The sequence below is a fragment of the Methylobacterium sp. SyP6R genome (genome assembly GCF_019216885.1).
GTDB lineage: Bacteria > Pseudomonadota > Alphaproteobacteria > Rhizobiales > Beijerinckiaceae > Methylobacterium.
On sequence record NZ_JAAQRC020000001.1, the window covers coordinates 6,129,334 to 6,143,486 of the forward strand.

Consider the following 14,153-nt stretch of genomic DNA (forward strand, 5'->3'; position numbering starts at 1 on the left):
ACGGTCGTTCCGCCGGTCGTGACCGGGGATGGCCCGGGCTTCACGCGCCCTTAACGTCGGATCGACAGGCTCGAATCGGTCGCCCCCGGCCTGCCGAGCCCTTTGCCCCCCGCCATGACCTCGCGACGCCTGCCCGCTCTGCGCTCCATCGGAGGCAAGCTCACCGCCGCCCTGCTCGCCTGCTCGCTGACGGCGACCGCGCTCCTCGGATGGACCGCCTACCGGCAGCAGCACGAGGCCGCCGACGCCGCCATCGCCGCGGCCCTGAACCAGCGCTATCGGGCGGTGGCGGATGCGATGGCCGACCAGGGCCAGCGGGCGCTGGCGGTCTCGACGGGCCTCGCCCACGACCCGGCGATCGGCGAGGCGATGCAGGCCGGCGACCGCCCGGCGATCCTCGCGCGCTACGCGGCGCTCGGAGCGCCGCTCGCCGACGGCCTGAACCTGCGGCTCGTCAGCTTCTTCCGACCCGACGGCCTCGCGCTCGCGCGGCTGCACGCGCCGAACGCCCACGGCGATTCGGTGCTCGCCCGCCGCGCCACCGTGCGGGCGGTGTTGCAGAGCGGCAGGCCCGCCACCGGCATCGAGCCCGGGCGGGACACGATCGCGATCTTCGCCACGGTGCCGGTCGTGCGCAACGGCGCCACGGTCGGCATCGTCGATGTCGGCAGCCCGCTCGGCGCCGGCTTCCTCGCCGACCTGAAGCGGCGGCTCGGCGTCGACCTGGCCTTCCACCTCGTCAAGGACGGCACGCGCACGACCCTGGCGGCGACCTTTTCGGACAAGACCCTGCTCGACTCTGCCGGTCATGCGGAGGCCCTGGCCGAGGCGACCGCCCAATCGATCGCCGAGGCGACGGCCAAGGCGATCTCCTGGCGCGAGACCGCCCTCTCGGGGCGCGAGACCGCCGTGACGGCCGGCCCGCTCGTCACCTTCGCCGGCCAGGCGATCGGCACGATCGAGGTGGCGCTCGACATCTCGGACCTGGTCGCCGCGCGGCACCGGGCCGCCCTGACGCTGCTGGGCGTGCTCGCCCTCGCCGCCCTGGCGGCGCTCGCCGTCGCCTGGGCGCTCGCCCGGCATATCGGCCGGCCGCTCGCCGCCCTCGACCGTACCATGCAGGCCCTCGCCGAGGGCCATCTCGACGCGGCCGTGCCGGGGACGGAGCGGAGCGACGAGGTCGGCACCATGGCCCGCTCGGTCCGGCTGTTCCGCGATGGCCTCGCCGAGGCCGAAGCCTTGCGCGCCGCGGAGGAGACGGGCCGGGCGCAGCGCGAACGCCGGGCCGGCGCGGTGGACGACCTGGTGCGGGGCTTCGACCGGGCGGTGGGCGAGGTCGTCGGCATGGTCTCGGCGGCGGCGACCGAGATGCAGGCGACGGCGGCCCAGCTCACCGCCACCGCGGGCGAATCCGCCCGGCGCTCGGCCTCCGTGGCGGAAGCCGCCGGCGATGCCGCCCGCAACGTCCGGATGGTATCGGACGCGGCCGGCACGCTGGGCGCCTCGGTCAGCGAGATCGACCGCCAGGCCGCCGCCTCGGCCGAGCGCTCGAAGGAAGCGGTCGCGGAGGCCGCGCAGGCCGGCACGATCGTGGCGGACCTCGCCGGTGCCGCCAACCGGATCGGCGACGTGCTCGCCCTCATCTCAGGGATCGCCCAGCAGACGAACCTTCTGGCGCTCAACGCGACGATCGAGGCGGCCCGGGCCGGCGAGGCGGGGCGCGGCTTCGCGGTCGTCGCGGCGGAGGTCAAGCAGCTCGCCGGCCAGACCGCCAAGGCGACGGCCGAGATTTCCGAGCAGATCGCGTGGATCCAGGCCTCGACCGGGCGGGCCGTGACGGCGATCGCCGGGATCACCGAGACGATCCACGCGGTGAGCGACACCGCCGAGGTCATCGCCGGCACCGTGCGCGAGCAGGGCAGCGCGACCCGGGCGATCGTCAGCTCCGTCGGCCAAGCCTCGACCCGCACCGGCGACGTCACCGCGACGATCGCGGGCGTGTCGCAGGCCGCCCGGGAGACCGGCCACGCCGCCACCCAGGTGCTCTCCACCTCCTCGGAGCTTGCCGGCCAAGCCGAGCGCCTGCGTGGGCAGGTACAGGGGTTTCTGGAGGCGGTGCGGGCGGCGTGAGGGTTGTCCGTCCAGGGTCAGCGCCGGTGGCTTGGGTTATGCGATGGGCTGCTGTGGATAGAAATCGGCGGTCGACGCTTGCATGTACGGAAAACCTCCCAAGCTAGATTTCCGTACATGGCGTCAATCCGACAGGGTTTGTCGCGCACAGTCCACGGCGGAGATCGGCCAGCTGTCCGGCAGCCGACGCCCTGCCGTGAAATACATGTTTTCCGGCAGGGTGTGGCATCATACGACTTCGCTAGTTGGCACCATTAACATCCACAAGGGGCGATATTAGCAGCAGTCAAATCCTGTTCGGCTAAGAGGATAAGTGATTGGTAAAAATATCCTTCATTCGTATCTGTTGTATTCAGCTGGGGCATAGGATGTTCACCATCAAGATAGTCATAAGTAGTCGTTGCTTGTATTAGGTTGTCAGAAGACACCGCCTGCTGCATAATGGAATTATTTACTCCTGCTTGGTTATTATAATAATCTGAAAGACTGGAAACTGTATTAAATGTCACAGATGTAGAATTTTTTCCGACCAACGGAATATCAAACATGAGTGTGCAGGTATACTTGACATTCCCCTGATCATCAACAAGTTGTATCTGCATAGCGTAACCGATACCATTGGTTTGGCTATTACTATTAAAACTTATATCGCCATACATAGCTTGATTTACTGGCAAGGCTCCTGGAACGGGAGAACCAGAGCATACTGGAATAAACGGTGTATAGCTTTTTATGCTGCTATCGCTGTTGAATTCTACCGGCCCACTAACGAGCTTCCCCTCATCAAAATATAGCGACCATATCGCCTTGTAGCGCGTCACGTTCCAAAGTCGTACGCGCTGAGCCGAAGAATGAAAAATAAACGATAGAACAATGAATACAGCGGCAATACCGAGGCCTATCCCGATAAAACTCCACGAAAGCGAAATTTCTATTTCAACCGTTCCCTCCGTTCCCTCAGTAATAGCGGTGCTGGCGTCAGAGTCTGCCTCGCTGATGCTATCATCGAGATCTGCCGGGTCTGTAAAGTCTCCCAATCCGATGTTTGCAATTTGCGCAGCATATTGGCTTGCGACGTTATCAATACATCCTTTGATAATACTTTTCAGAATTGAAAAACCGACAGCACCGACGGAAGTCATTCCCAGCCACCAGAGTACCTGTGACGTAGGAGAATTGTTGTATCCGATACTCATTGTTAGGGCGCCGATACCATTGAAGGTTACGCCGTTGATTGTTTGCGTGGTATCGTTGGGATTGAGATCGCCGTTACTATCAACCGTCAAATTGGCTTGCATAGATATATAATATGAATTACCGGCGCCATCGCTTGATTTGATATAGTAAATCGGCAGTCCGTTTTCGTCCTCGGCTGTCTCCCAAGCGTTTACACCACCTTGTATAAGCTGCTGAAACAGCTTGCTAGTTTGATTTGCATTGTTAAAATAGTTTACAGTCGCTGCACCGCCTTTTGCAGCTGCGAATACGCTATTAAGGGTTCTATCTGTTGCAAAATCTCCCGACAGTGGATTTGTCATTCTCGCTGCGCCAAGCCCAATCTTGAGCGATTGATCAGACATTATTATCCCCTACGTTGGATATTGTGAAAATTATTTCACAAGGCTTTATAACTAGAAAGCAAACTACGTACAAGCCATATATAATATAAAAATATTTTGCTTTTCTGAGGCAATTTTTTTAATATGTTTGATCTTGTTATAACAATAATATACGGTTGAAACTAGCATGGTATTGGGACTATCAATTTTGTTCATGTTGTAGCTAAGTCATATCTTCGAGGAAGTCAGCGGAAATACGTCAAGTGGGAAGCATTTATTGGGGAAATTTCTATAGATGTTCACTATCCGCTCAAAGTCAAAATCAGACTCGGTATGTGCCCTTCAGGGGCTAGCTGGCATCCTCAGCGGGCATCTTAGATATCGGAAAACACCTGTTTTCCGACGCTTGGTTGGGCATCCGAAATGGCCGAGAGGGGCCGAGTATGGCTCATCCAGCGTGGCCGCGCCACTTGGCCTTCCCCTCAAAACCGCTCCACCCAAGGCCGCAACTCGACCTCGAACGACCACGCATCCCGCGGCTGGCGCAGCAGGTCGAGATAGGCGCGGGCCACGCCCTCGGGCGTGAGGGTGCTGTCGGGCTTGTCCGCCGGGTCGGGGCGTCGGGCGCTGCGCACCGCGCCGTCGACGACGATGTGGGCGACGTGGATGCCCTTGGGCCCGAGTTCGCGCGCCGCACTCTGGGCGAGGCCGCGCAGGGCGAACTTGCCCATCGCGAAGGCGGCCGAGAGCGGAAACCCCTTCACCCCCGCGGTGGCGCCGGTGAACAGGAGCGCGCCGTGGCCCCGCCTCTCCATGCGCCGCGCCGCTGCCTGAGCGACCAGGAAGGCGCCGAAGGCGGTGACGTCCAAAGCCCGCCGCACGGCCTCCGGATCGAGGGCGGCGAGCGGGCCGGGCGCCCGGGCGCTGGCGTTGTAGATCACCACGTCGGGCTCACCGATCCGGGCGTCGGCCTCCGCGAACAGCCGCTCGACCGCCCGGGGGTCGGCGGCATCGGCCGCGAAGGTCTCGGCTCCGGTCTCGGCGGCGAGGTCCGCGAGTTTGTCCACGTCGCGGGCGGCGAGGCCGACCCGCAGCCCCTCGGCGGTGAGTTGCCGGGCGAGCGCGGCGCTGATGCCGGCGCCGGCGCCGACGATGAGGGCGGTGCGATAGGGCAGGCTCACGGGCGCTCCTCCCGGGCGGGGGGCAGGTCGAAGACCAGGCAGGTGGTGCTGGCGGTGGCGCAGAGCCGGCCGGCCTCGTCGGTCAGGCTCGCCTCGGCCACGGCCTGGCGGCGCCCGGCATGGACCACCCGGCCGACCGCCGTGACGCGGCCGGAGCCCTCCGTCACCGCCCGCAGGTAGTTCACCTTGATCTCCAGCGTGGTGTAGCCGCGCCCGGCCGGCAGGGTGGAGTGGACGGCGCAGCCCATCACGCTGTCGAGCAGCGTCGCCAGCGCGCCGCCATGGACGCTGCCGATCGGGTTGTAGAGGTATTCGCCCGCCGGCATCCGCATCGTCACCCGGCCCGGCTCGGCCTCGTCGAGCGTGATGCCCATGAGGGCCACGATCGGCGGCGGCGGCACCTCGCCGGCGATCAGCGCCCGCAGGAAATCGAGCCCGGCCAGGCCCTGTCCGGCCCGGGCGGTCGCCCGCGGATCGGACCAGGTCACGCGGCGCTCCCGCAAAGGCGCGTCCGGCAATGCGCTGGATGCCATGCTCCCTCCTTCTTACATGACGTCAATCATGATACAACATTGATGATCGTCGTCCTCAATGATGTCAACGGGAGCGGATCGTCGGATGCGGGTGACGCGCGAGCAGGTCCAGGAGAACCGGCGCCGGATCCTCGAGGCGGCCGGCCGCCTCTTTCGAGAGAGGGGATTTTCGGCCGTGACGGTGGCCGAGGTGATGGAGGCCGCCGGCCTGACCCATGGCGGCTTCTACGGCCACTTCGCCTCGAAGGAGGATCTGGCCGCCCAGGCCCTGGCCCAGGCGCTGGCGCCCGCGCCGCGGGAGGCCGGGACGGCACCGGGAGAAAAGGCGCAGGACTTGGCCGGCTTCGTCGCCGCCTACCTGTCGGCCTCCCACCGCGACCGGCCGGGCTCGGGCTGCGCGCTCGCGGCCCTGGGCAGCGAGGCGGCGCGCCAGCCGGCTCCCGTGCGGCGCGCCTTCACGGAGGGGCTGGAGGCGCGGCTCGCCCGGATGCAGGAGGCGATGCGAGGGGCCTTTCCGGAGAGCGACCGGGCGGCGGCGCTCGCGGCGATCTCCCACCTCGTCGGCGCCCTGGTGCTCGCCCGGGCGGTGGACGATCCCGCCCTGTCCGACGAGATCCTGGCGGCGGCGCGCGGCGCTCTCACGGAACCTTGAGGCAGGCCGGCAGGATTTTGGTAACCCTCGCGTGACCATCCTGGGGGGCGTCCTTGCCCGAGGCCGGTGATGGTGTTGCGTGTTGCGTTTCCGTACCTGCCCTCGGCGGCGATCATGGCCTGGATGCTCGGCACCGGGCTGGCCGCGGCCATCGAGCCCCCGGGCCCGCTGCCGCCCGCTTCGGTGCCGGGCCAGAGCCCTCCGGCTCAGGCCGCCCAGATTCAGCCGCCGGCCCCGCCGGCCGAGCCCGCCCGGCGCGAGGTGACGGGTGCGCCCGAGCCCCTGACGGGCGGCGCGACACCGCTGCCGGTCGGCCCGATCAAGCCCGCCGCGGCCCCGAAGACGAGCGAGACCAGGCCGGCCGAGCCGAGTACGGCCGACGGCAAGCCGGCGCCGAAAAAGGTCTCGCGCGAGTTGCCGCCGCTGGTGGTGGCGCGGATGTCGCAGGACGCGACCCCGACCCTGACCCCGGCGACCTTCCTCGACACCCTGCGGGCGGCCGAGCGCTACCAGGCGCTGGTCGAGGCCGGCGGCTGGCCGTCCCTGCCGCCAGACCTCGCGGTGAAGCCCGGCGAGCGCAACCCGGCGATCCCGACTTTGCGCCGCCACCTCGTGCTGACCGAGGATCTGGCCCCCGGCGGCCCGGAGACCGACCAGCTCGATCCCGGCCTCGTCGCAGGGCTCAAGCGCTTCCAGGCCCGGCACAACCTGCCCGAGACCGGCCTCCTCGGCCGCCAGACCGTGGCCGCCCTCAACGTGCCCGCAGGCGTGCGCCAGCGCCAGCTCTCGGCCTCGGCCAACCGGCTGATCGGGTCGAGCTTCCCGTTCGGCGAGCGCTACGTGGTGGTCAACATTCCATCGGCGGCGGTCGAGGCGGTGGACCACGGCAGCGTAGCGCGCCGCTACGTCGCGGTGGTGGGCAAGCCGGACCGCGCCTCGCCGATGGTCGAGACCAGGATCACCAACATCAACTTCAACCCGACCTGGACCGTGCCGGTGTCCCTCATCAAGAAGGACATCATCCCGCACATGCGCAAGGACCCGGGCTACCTCGCCAAGATGCATATCCGCATGCTCGACGGGCAGGGCCAGGAGGTGCAGCCGACCGCCGTCGACTGGTCGACCGAGCGGGCGGTGAACTACACCCTGCGCCAGGATCCAGGCTTCGACAACTCGCTCGGCCAGGTGCGGATCGACATGCCGAACCGGCACGCGGTCTACATGCACGACACGCCGTCGAAGGGGCTGTTCTCCCGCGACGTGCGCTTCCACTCCTCGGGCTGCGTGCGCGTCGCCGACGTGAAGGCGCTGGTGGGCTGGCTGCTCGACGGCACGCCGGGCCCGAACGGCCCCGGCTCGGCCTGGGGGCCGATGGAGATCGAGACCGGCATCGCCACCGGCGAGCGCCGCGACATCAAGCTGGCCAAGCCCATTCCGGTGACCTTCGTCTACCTCACCGGCTACGCCACCCCGGACGGCCGGGTGCATTTTCGCGACGACGTCTACGGGCTCGATACGGGCAGGGATACGGGCAAGCCGGGGGATGTCGCCGTGACCGGGGCCATCGCGAAGCCGGGGGCGGCCAAGGCCGCTGCGGGGCAGGCGGATGCGGGGCAGCCCAGGTCCGCGGCCGCCAAGCCGGCCGCCACCACGTCGACGGCCCCGAAGCCGACCGGCGCCAAGCCCGTCGCCAAACCCGTCGCCACCAAGGCTCCGCCGGCCGAGAAGGGCCCGGCCAGCGAGAAGCCGGCCATCCGACCCGCCGCCAAGGCTCCGCCGGCCGAGAAACCCGCGCCGGCCGCCGAAGGCCGGAAAGGCGCCCCGCCGACCTGACCCGGCGCGGACGCAACGCCGGCTGCTCCTGCATATCTGCCTGCCCGGCCGGCTCGTCACCGACATCAGTCGGCCGGTCGCCGACCAATCGGCCTATGCGGTGATCGTGGCCCGGCAGATCAAACTCGACGAGGGGCCGAACCTCCACCTCATACCAACGGTCGTTGGAAACGACCTTTGGTTCCGCTCTCGAATTTTTGCCAAGCCTCTGGCTTGAAATTGAAAATTCGAGATGGATCAATGGCCCGATGCGTCAGCATCTTGGGCCATCGGTATCATTGCCAGTCATGGCGCGACCTCGGTGCCGGTCCCGGACGGGTTGGGCCCGAAATCCGGCGTGGCGGCGCTCCAGCGCTGAGCGCCGTCAGGAAATCCCCAGGCCCCGCACCAGCGCGATGCTGACGAGGAGCAGCACCGCCAGGGAGGCGGTGACCGCGAGCGTCACCCGGCCGCCGACCCGGGCCACCACCCGCACGTCGACGCCCAGCCCGAGCGCCGCCATGGCGATGACCGTCAGGATGCCGGCGATGCGGGTCAGGGGCGCCAGCGCCGCATCGGGCACGAGGCCGAGCGACCGAGCGGTGGCGAGAGCGAGGAAGCCGAGGATGAACCACGGCACCAGCTTGAAGAAGCCGAGCTTCTTCCTCGCCCCGGCCGCGGCGCCGGGCTCGTCGCGCAGGCGCGGGGCGAGCAGCGACAGGCCGAGCACGACGGGACCGAGCATCAGCACCCGCACGAGCTTGACCAGCGTACCGACCTGGGTGCTGACGAGACTCACCGGTACGGTGGCGGCGAGAACCTGGGGCACCGCATAGACCGTGAGGCCGGCGAGCACGCCGTACTCGGTCGGGTTGGTGCCGAGGAGCGGGATGAGGAGCGGCAGGCCCAACACCACCAGCACGCCGAGGATCGCCGTGAAGGCGATCGAGGAGGCGACGTCGTCGCCGCTCGCCCCGATCACCGGGGCCACCGCCGCGATGGCCGAGTTGCCGCAGATCGCGTTGCCGCAGGCGATCAGGATCGACATCCGGGCCGGCAGCCCGAGCAGGCGGCCGATGCTGTAGCTGGCGACGAGCGCGATCACCACGGTCGCGACGATGCCGGCGAGCAGCGCCGGGCCCGAGGCGACGAGCGCCGCGAGGCTGATCGAGGCGCCGAGCAGCATCACGGCGACCTCCAGCAGCTGCTTGGCGCTGAAGGCGATGCCGATGCGCCACCGCGGCCCCGGCTCCCAGACCGAGCGGATCGCGATGCCGGCGAGGATCGCGATCACCAGCGCCTCGACATAGGGGTGGTGGACGAGGTGCTCCTCCGCCGCCTGGACGAGGCTCGCCGCCGCCGTGACGGCGACGCAGAGGGTGAGGCCGGGCAGGACCGCGATGGCGGTCCGCCCCAACGTGTCAGGCCGCATCGCCGGGCATGCTCGTGGGTAGGAGAGGTCGCGGGCTCCCGCCGCGGGGGCGCCCGGGTTTCGTCGCCGGAGGTCTCACGGGCGGAATCGCGTGCCGATGCCGGTCCGCGGCTTCTGGCCGAGCCAGAGCAGGACCAGGCCGAGGACGAGCGCGATCGGGGCCGCCGGCGAGAGGGTGAAGGGCAGGCCGAGGAGCTTCCACAGGGTCGGCTGCCCGCCCTCGGCCATCGCCTGGAGGCTCGCGGCCCGGTCCTTCATCAGCGCCACGGCGACGTCGCTGACCGAGGTGACGAGCACCGCATTGTTGGCGATCGAGCGGGCGCCGTCATAGACGATCCCGACGAAGCCGGCGGCGAGGAGCAGCAGGCCGAGGCAGCGGCACAGGAAGCGGATCATCCAGGGCTCCGGACCGCGCCCTCGACGGGACGCGCGCGACCTTGAGTAGAGAGAGCCCCTGGTCCGCGCAAGCTTGAGCGCGGCATTGTGGCAGGTTGATCCCGGGCGGGTTGATCCCGGCCCGCCCCGCATGCCACGGCGCTGGCGACCGAAGAAGGGGAACGGCATGAACGGCAGGACGGGCGCACGGCCCGAGCTGGTGATCTTCGACTGCGACGGGGTGCTGGTGGACAGCGAGCCGATCAGCCTCGCGCGCCTGACCGAAGCCCTGCAGCGCATCGGCGTGCCGATCGACCTCGCCACGGTGGCCCGCCGCTTCACCGGCACCAGCATGACTTCGATCATGGCGCATGTCGCCACCGATTACGGCGTGCCGACGCCCGAGGGCTTCGTCGACGCGGTGCGGGCCGACACCCTGCTGGCCTTCGACGCCGAGCTGCAGGCCATCGCCGGGGCGGCCGCGGTGCTGGCGGCGATGCCCGACCGCCGGTGCGTCGCCTCGAGCAGCGACCCGCAGCGCCTGCGCCACGCGCTCTCGCTCACCGGCCTCCTGGAGCATTTCGACGGTCACGTGTTCAGCGCCACCATGGTGGCCCGGGGCAAGCCCTTCCCGGACCTCTTCCTCTACGCCGCCGAGCGGATGGGGGTGGCGCCCGAGGCCTGCGTGGTGATCGAGGACAGCGTGCCGGGCGTCACCGCGGCGCGCGCCGCCGGCATGCCGGTTCTGGGCTTCTGCGGCGGCGGCCACTGGGCGCATGACCGGGCCGGGGCGGACCTTTTGGCCGCAGGGGCGCTGCGGGTCTTCGACGAATTCGCCACCCTGCCCCATCTTCTGGAGACCTGGGACGCTGCGTCCCGTTAGGGGACGGGGAGCCCTGGCACCGGTTTCGCATTGACCTGCCGCGCGCCGGCCCCGATCGGGACGGACGCGACCGGCCGGGGACCTGCTCCGAGACCGTTCCAGGATTCCCGTCCAGGATTCCCGTCGCCCCGAAATTCAACCGGAGCCCGCCGTGAGACCAGCCCGCATCGTCGCCTTCTCGGGCAACGTCCGCCGCCCGTCCCGGACCCGCGTGCTGGTGGAAGCGGTCGCCGCCGAGCTCGCCCGCCGCCGCCCGATCGACCTGAAGGTCTACGACCTCGCCGAGATCGGCACCGGGCTCGGCGCCACCACCCGGCAGGCCCTGCCCCTGCCGATCGGCCACATGATCGAGGCGATGGAGGGCGCCGACGGGCTCATCGTCGGCTCGCCGGTGCATAACGGCTCCTATTCGGGCCTGTTCAAGCACGTGATCGACTTCCTCGACCCCGCTTCGCTCGCCGGCAAGCCGGTGGCGCTGACCGCGACCGGCGGCGGCCCGCGCCACGCCCTGATGGTCGAGCACCAGTTGCGCCCGCTCTTCGGCTTCTTCACCGCCCACGTGGCGCCGACCGCGGTCTATGCCGGCGAGGCGGAGATCGCGGACGGGGCGGTCAGCGATCCGCGGGTGGCCGAGCGGGTCGCGGCGGCGGCGGGCGAACTCGCCCATCTCCTCGACGTGGCGGAGGCGGCCCGGCGGGCTGCGGGCGGGCGGGCGGTGGCGGGGCTATAGGCTTCACACGCGTGAGCGAAGCCGGCTCCTGCATCGCGAAGCAATCGATTGGACTTCGTATAAGTTGTTCACCGGCTTCGCCGTCCCTGGCGGATGAAGCCAGGGCACTCGCGAGCTGATCCTTGCCATGATACGGCGTCCGGAAGATTCCTTCCGGACGCCGTCTCACCAGCCCGCGCGGCGCCTGAGCGAAGCCGGTTTCCGCATCGCGAAGCGATCAAGCGGAAACCGTATGACACGCTCCATCTTCCCCTCTCCCCGCCCGCGCCATTTCATTTCCCCGGACAGCCATGCGCCCGCGGGGAGAGGGGATCCCGCGCTCGAAAATCTGCATGTAGAATCAAGCGCTTGGAGTCGACCTCCATTCAGCGACGACCGGCTCAGGCTTCGCCTCCGTGCCGGTCGACCCCGGATCGTCGTTCGTAGTCCCGGCGCGCTCGACCGCTCCGCCGGGACATCTTTGCGAGATCCAACCCGACAGGCAATCCTTGCTCATCCGTGATGATTGTCGGGTTTCTTGCCCTTGATTTTCTTGAATGAACCTTGGTTGACGCAGTCGCGCCAGGTGTCGCGCGTGCGAAAAATATCGATATTTCATCGACAACCATGGCACCCCGCCACATTGGCTCACGAACAAAGCTAATTACTGCGCAAAATCTATCGACATAATTCGATTTGTAAGAATTTGAAATTTTCTCCAAATCCAAAAAACCCAAAGCCGTGGATGGCAGCGCTCTCGCTTATCGTTGCTTGTTGATTTTATCGGCGCGCGAATGCGCGTCAGCCCGCTTTTCCACCTGTTTATAGCGGTACGAGGCGGATTTTCAGCGGTTTTATTCCTAAAATAAAGATTCATTAAGGCCTGTGCAACCAAGGTTCGCCGTCAAACATCAGGACAGGGAACATGCGCCTCCACGTCTCGATCAGGGCCCGTCTCGTCGCATCGCTACTTGTTCTGCTCTCCTTGACGCTCGGCCTCGGCGGCTTCTGCTACGACCGCTTGAGCGAGTTGCGCGTCGCGGTCGGCGACCTCGGCGACACGGCGCTCCCCTCGTCCAGGATCATCGGCCGGCTCGCCACCAACTTCGAGGCCCTGCGCAGCCGCCAGCTCGCCTACCTGCTCTCCAGCCCGCAGCGCCGGCCGCAATCGCTGGGCCGCCTGCGCGAGACCATGGCGAGCATCGAGACCGACCTGAAGGAATACGCCCCCCTCGTCAGCCCCGGCGAGGAGGTGCTCTGGGAGGCGATCCGGAAGACCGTCCCGGCCTATTCCAGGATGGGCGAGGAATACCTGCGCCGCCTGGAGGCAGGCGACGAGAAAGCCGGCTCCGACTACCTCCTCGACGGCATGCTGCCGGCCCTCAACGCCGCCCGCGCCGCCATCAGGGCCGACGTTCAGTTCAACGACGGCTTCGGCCGCAAGGCCGCCGAGACGGCCAACGCGCTGGGTGACGGCGCCCGCGTCGCCATCGTCGTCGTGCTCGCGGTCGTCGTCGCCGCCACCCTGGCGATTTCCTGGATGGCGATCGCCACCGTGTCCCGTCCCGTCCGGCACATGGCCGGCGTGATGCGCCGGATCGCGGTGGGCGACCTCGGCGCACCGGTGCCCGGCACCGGCGAGCGCAGCGAGATCGGCGAGATGGCTGCCGCCCTCGCGGTGTTCAAGGACAACCTCGCCCGCACCCGCCAGATCGAGGAAGACGCGGCGCTCGCCCGGGCCTCGGCCGAGGAGCAGCGCAAACGCGCGATCCGCGAGATGGCCGCCGGCTTCGAGGCTGCGGTCGGCGACGTCATCGGCATGGTCGCCGCCGCCGCGACCGAGCTGCAGGCGACGGCCGCCTCGATGAGCGGCACCGCGGCGGAGACCGCCGCGCAATCGACGGCCGTGGCGGCGGCGGCCGAACAGGCCGCCTCGAACGTCGGTACCGTGGCGGTCGCCGCCGAGGAACTCGGCGCCTCGGTCCAGGAGATCGGCCGCCAGGTCGGCGGCTCGACCGATCTGGCGCGGCGGGCGGTCGTGGAGGCCGACCAGACCGGCGCCCTGGTGCAGGAACTCAGCGCCGCGGTCGCGCGGATCGGCGACGTGGTCGGCCTGATCTCGTCGATCGCCAGTCAGACCAATCTTCTCGCCCTGAACGCCACCATCGAGGCGGCGCGCGCGGGAGCGGCCGGCAGGGGCTTTGCCGTCGTGGCGGCCGAGGTGAAGGCACTGGCCGGCCAGACCGCCAAGGCGACGAGCGAGATCTCCGGCCAGATCGAGCAGATCCAGGCCTCGACCGGGCATGCGGTCGCCTCGATCCAGGGCATCACGGCGCGCATCCGCGAGATCGACGCGGTAGCCGCCTCGATCGCCGCGGCGGTGGAGCAGCAGGGCGCGGCAACGCAGGAGATCGCCCGCAACGTGAGCCAGGCGGCGATCGGCGCGGACGAGGTCACCGGCAATATCGCGGGCGTCGCGGGCGCGGCCGAGGAGACCGGGGCGGCGGCCGCCCAGGTGCTGGCGGCGTCCTCGGAGCTGTCGCGACACTCCGAGCACCTGACGTCCGAGGTGGGCCGATTCCTCGCCACCGTGCGTGCGGCTTAGTGTCTCTCACAAAACTCCCGATCGCCGTCGTCGCTCGCTGTGGCAGCATCGGTGCCACGGGAGTTTTGTGAGGTGCACTTAGAGCGTAGCCCGATCGCGCTGCAACCGGGCGACGCTCTAAATCTCTGGTTTCACGGAACTTTCTAGGACGAACCGGCATCCACTTCGCCGGACCATGCTCCGGGCCATCGCGGCGAGCACCGTCCCTTCGCGATCCCGGATATCGTCAAGATCCGTCTCGAACCTCGTTCTCGTGGCCGCCTCGCCCGTGCTCGCCACGGC

The 14,153-nt window shown here is 68.0% G+C and carries 11 protein-coding genes; 6 read left to right on the forward strand and 5 right to left on the reverse strand.

What is annotated here, in order from left to right; all coding sequences use genetic code 11:
• Positions 1 to 114: 114 nt before the first annotated feature.
• Positions 115 to 2,130 (forward strand): methyl-accepting chemotaxis protein, encoded by a 2,016-nt coding sequence (locus HBB12_RS28125; RefSeq protein WP_236992384.1) that lies wholly within the window; start codon positions 115 to 117, stop codon positions 2,128 to 2,130.
• 254 nt (positions 2,131 to 2,384) lie between these two features.
• Here the strand turns inward: HBB12_RS28125 and HBB12_RS28130 are convergent, their stop codons facing one another.
• The 3 genes from HBB12_RS28130 to HBB12_RS28140 form a co-directional block, all read right to left on the reverse strand.
• The gene (locus tag HBB12_RS28130) at positions 2,385 to 3,710 is read right to left on the reverse strand and encodes a hypothetical protein (protein ID WP_236992385.1); all 1,326 of its coding nucleotides are present in this window, start codon (positions 3,708 to 3,710) and stop codon (positions 2,385 to 2,387) included.
• Between the two features lie 461 nt (positions 3,711 to 4,171).
• Complete coding sequence (locus HBB12_RS28135) at positions 4,172 to 4,870, reverse strand: SDR family NAD(P)-dependent oxidoreductase (protein WP_236992386.1); 699 nt, start codon at positions 4,868 to 4,870, stop codon at positions 4,172 to 4,174.
• Positions 4,867 to 5,403, reverse strand: a complete 537-nt coding sequence (locus HBB12_RS28140) for a PaaI family thioesterase (RefSeq protein ID WP_236992387.1) — start codon at positions 5,401 to 5,403, stop codon at positions 4,867 to 4,869. Before HBB12_RS28140 ends, HBB12_RS28135 begins: the two co-directional genes overlap by 4 nt.
• Positions 5,404 to 5,488: 85 nt before the next feature.
• Here HBB12_RS28140 and HBB12_RS28145 point away from each other — a divergent pair, with 85 nt between their 5' ends.
• Positions 5,489 to 6,055, forward strand: a complete 567-nt coding sequence (locus HBB12_RS28145) for a TetR family transcriptional regulator (protein ID WP_236992388.1) — start codon at positions 5,489 to 5,491, stop codon at positions 6,053 to 6,055.
• Between the two features lie 69 nt (positions 6,056 to 6,124).
• Positions 6,125 to 7,888 (forward strand): L,D-transpeptidase family protein, encoded by a 1,764-nt coding sequence (locus HBB12_RS28150; protein ID WP_236992389.1) that lies wholly within the window; start codon positions 6,125 to 6,127, stop codon positions 7,886 to 7,888.
• Positions 7,889 to 8,252: 364 nt separating this feature from the next.
• On the opposite strand, the gene HBB12_RS28155 is transcribed toward HBB12_RS28150, so the two are convergent.
• Both HBB12_RS28155 and HBB12_RS28160 read right to left on the reverse strand, forming a co-directional pair.
• On the reverse strand, positions 8,253 to 9,299 hold the full coding sequence (locus HBB12_RS28155) for a YeiH family protein (RefSeq protein WP_236992390.1): 1,047 nt from the start codon (positions 9,297 to 9,299) through the stop codon (positions 8,253 to 8,255).
• Between the two features lie 75 nt (positions 9,300 to 9,374).
• Positions 9,375 to 9,695, reverse strand: coding sequence for a PetM family of cytochrome b6f complex subunit 7 (locus HBB12_RS28160; protein ID WP_236992391.1), 321 nt, complete (start codon positions 9,693 to 9,695; stop codon positions 9,375 to 9,377).
• Between the two features lie 166 nt (positions 9,696 to 9,861).
• Between HBB12_RS28160 and HBB12_RS28165 the strand changes: the two genes are divergently transcribed.
• From HBB12_RS28165 to HBB12_RS28175, 3 genes are all read left to right on the forward strand, one after another.
• Positions 9,862 to 10,557 carry an HAD family hydrolase gene (locus tag HBB12_RS28165; RefSeq protein ID WP_236992392.1) on the forward strand — a complete coding sequence of 232 codons (696 nt, stop codon included), beginning with the start codon at positions 9,862 to 9,864 and terminating at the stop codon, positions 10,555 to 10,557.
• Between the two features lie 151 nt (positions 10,558 to 10,708).
• Entirely contained in the window at positions 10,709 to 11,287 is a 579-nt protein-coding gene (msuE, locus tag HBB12_RS28170) for an FMN reductase (RefSeq protein ID WP_236992393.1), read from the forward strand.
• Between the two features lie 904 nt (positions 11,288 to 12,191).
• Positions 12,192 to 13,871 (forward strand): methyl-accepting chemotaxis protein, encoded by a 1,680-nt coding sequence (locus tag HBB12_RS28175; protein ID WP_236992394.1) that lies wholly within the window; start codon positions 12,192 to 12,194, stop codon positions 13,869 to 13,871.
• Positions 13,872 to 14,153 lie beyond the last annotated feature (282 nt).

Coding starts and splice junctions, on each gene's coding strand:
- HBB12_RS28160 (WP_236992391.1), bottom strand. CDS start 9,695: ATGATCCGCTTCCTGTGCCGCTGCCTCGGCCTGCTGCTCCTCGCCGCC.
- HBB12_RS28150 (WP_236992389.1), top strand. CDS start 6,125: ATGGTGTTGCGTGTTGCGTTTCCGTACCTGCCCTCGGCGGCGATCATG.
- HBB12_RS28175 (WP_236992394.1), top strand. CDS start 12,192: ATGCGCCTCCACGTCTCGATCAGGGCCCGTCTCGTCGCATCGCTACTT.
- HBB12_RS28125 (WP_236992384.1), top strand. CDS start 115: ATGACCTCGCGACGCCTGCCCGCTCTGCGCTCCATCGGAGGCAAGCTC.
- HBB12_RS28165 (WP_236992392.1), top strand. CDS start 9,862: ATGAACGGCAGGACGGGCGCACGGCCCGAGCTGGTGATCTTCGACTGC.
- HBB12_RS28145 (WP_236992388.1), top strand. CDS start 5,489: ATGCGGGTGACGCGCGAGCAGGTCCAGGAGAACCGGCGCCGGATCCTC.
- HBB12_RS28140 (WP_236992387.1), bottom strand. CDS start 5,403: ATGGCATCCAGCGCATTGCCGGACGCGCCTTTGCGGGAGCGCCGCGTG.
- HBB12_RS28155 (WP_236992390.1), bottom strand. CDS start 9,299: ATGCGGCCTGACACGTTGGGGCGGACCGCCATCGCGGTCCTGCCCGGC.
- HBB12_RS28130 (WP_236992385.1), bottom strand. CDS start 3,710: ATGTCTGATCAATCGCTCAAGATTGGGCTTGGCGCAGCGAGAATGACA.